Below are 2,197 nucleotides of genomic sequence, written 5' to 3' on the forward strand. Positions count from 1 at the left end.
CTTACATTCTGTTACCAGATACTTACGGTTTGTTTATTAACTTACATCTCTAACCCATAAGGCATTTTCTACGGGACTTTTCGGATTCCCTCCGAAAATGCGGATTGTTTATATACCTACATTGTTTCTTTATTGCTTATAGTTTTATGTCTATTAACTACACTACATTAATCTTTATTTCCGACATAAAAATACTACAAATATATCTATTTTGAACTTTAAATTATAGTTATCAAAAGTAGAATTACTCTACACTCACTTATTCGGTATTACATTGTATTATCGTCATAGATTTTAGGTATATGGTTATTAGTTATCAATACTTTATTAAACTTAAATTTTGAAGTATATAATATTAACGAAAGATAAAAGTTGTCTTTGGTGCACCGGGTTTTGACGGTTTTTTTCCTAAAATAGACCTGTTTATAAAAACTCAAGATAATATTAAATGTTTTTTTTTGACTTTCTTTTGTAAAATTATTATAATACTTACAAATGTATTAAGTTTTTAACAGATAATAAATCATAAATAAAAAAGTATTTAATTAAAAAAGTAGTAAATAATATTTGAATTTTGTAAAATAACCGAAAATCATCGTTATAGAGGTTGTCTATGCATATAACAGAAAGATTAAACAAAATAAATAATAAAGAGTTTGTTTCAAATAAGCATACAAGTCAACATAGAATTTTTGGTTTCATAACAACAAATATTAGAAGTATAAAAACTTTTGTAGAGTATATAGAAGAAATAGTTCCTGAATTTATAATTAGAAAGAATGATTTAGCAGAATGGAAAAAATGGTGTTATTCTAAAGAAATAGCAAAAGATAATAAACAAAAATTTTTGAGATTAGAAGTTGCAAATATATTATTTAGAAATATAGAGCAATCTCCAACACTAAACAATATTGCTGAAAAGATGTATGAAATTTTGAAGTCAGAAGAATATGGAAGAAGCTATTTGTTTTTTCTTTTGCATTTATATTTGTTAAATGGTAGTTATTTCGGAATACAAAACCAACCTCAAGTTGAAATAGAAAAAATAATAAATAGCTTTAAAGGAAATCTTATAGATGAAGGATTAGATTGTATATTGAATAAAAATATAAATAGATTTTTATTAGCAACTGTTTTTTATAATCCAAGTTCTCAAGAAAGTTATGATATTGCTTTTGATTTGTTAGGAGCTAATATATCTGTTACAGAAATAAATGACCTTATAGAAAAATATAAAAGCAAAGATAATCTTATATATCAAAAAGTTCATAATGCAGGTGGACAAGTTAATTTTGAAAGAGATGTTGCTATAATCTTAAATTATTATATTCTAAAAAATATCTTTAAGAAAAATATGTATTCAAATAATAGTGATATTTTGAATTTGTATGTTGAAGAAATATTTAGATTAAAATTAAACGAGTTTTTTGATATAAATGATAAGAATAAACTTATTAAACTTTTACAAGAAAATATTAAAATGTTAGAGGATATTTTTGTTTTATTTACAGGTATGCAAAAAACAAAAGTAGTAGAAGTAAAAAGCAGAAAAAATTTATCAAATAAAATTAAAGAACAATATAATTATAAATGTTTTTTTGATGTATATGAATGTTCTGAGGATAGTCATAAAGCTCACGAGTTAAATTATTTTCATACAAAAGAAAATAACAACTATTTAGAAGCACATCATATGATACAACTAAAAAATTCTAAACATTTTGGTAATTCATTAGATGTCGTTGAAAATTTGATACCTGTTTGTCCTAATTGTCATAGAAAATTACATTTTGCCAACACAGGAACTCTTATAAATATGATAAAAATATTTTATAAAAATATGGATAAAAAAGAATTTATAAGAAAAGGAATCTTTGTTGATATAAACACATTATTGAGATTTTATGGTATAGAAGAAGAAATTGAGGAAGAAATAAAATAATGTTAGAAAATATAGTAAAAACACCATTAAATTATACAGGTAATAAATCAAGAATTTTAGATCAATTAATTCAATTCTTTCCTAAAGAAATTGATAGATTTGTTGATTTATGTTGTGGTGGGGCAAGTGTAGGTTTAAATGTTAAAGCAAATAGTGTAGTTTGTATAGATATTAATTCTTATGTCATCGATTTGCTAAGAACATTAAAATTTTATTCAGAAAAAACTATTATTAATAAAGTAGAAAACATTATTA

General features: G+C 22.8%; 2 protein-coding genes. Both read left to right on the plus strand.

The genetic code is table 11. The features are described 5' to 3' along the window. The first annotated feature begins 613 nt into the window (after nt 1–613). Nucleotides 614–1,942 (plus strand): HNH endonuclease, encoded by a 1,329-nt coding sequence (locus ACMUOV_RS05260; protein WP_413854058.1) that lies wholly within the window; start codon nt 614–616, stop codon nt 1,940–1,942. After that, nucleotides 1,942–2,197 (plus strand): DNA adenine methylase (locus ACMUOV_RS05265; RefSeq protein WP_413854059.1); only part of this gene is annotated, 256 nt, incomplete at its 3' end. The genes ACMUOV_RS05260 and ACMUOV_RS05265, both read left to right, overlap by 1 nt.

This window comes from Candidatus Ruminimicrobium bovinum, from assembly GCF_902760015.1.
Classification (GTDB): Bacteria; Elusimicrobiota; Endomicrobiia; order Endomicrobiales; family Endomicrobiaceae; genus Ruminimicrobium; species Ruminimicrobium bovinum.

What these genes read in the sequence shown, in the direction of transcription:
- ACMUOV_RS05260 (WP_413854058.1), top strand. Translation starts at nt 614, where the DNA reads ATGCATATAACAGAAAGATTAAACAAAATAAATAATAAAGAGTTTGTT.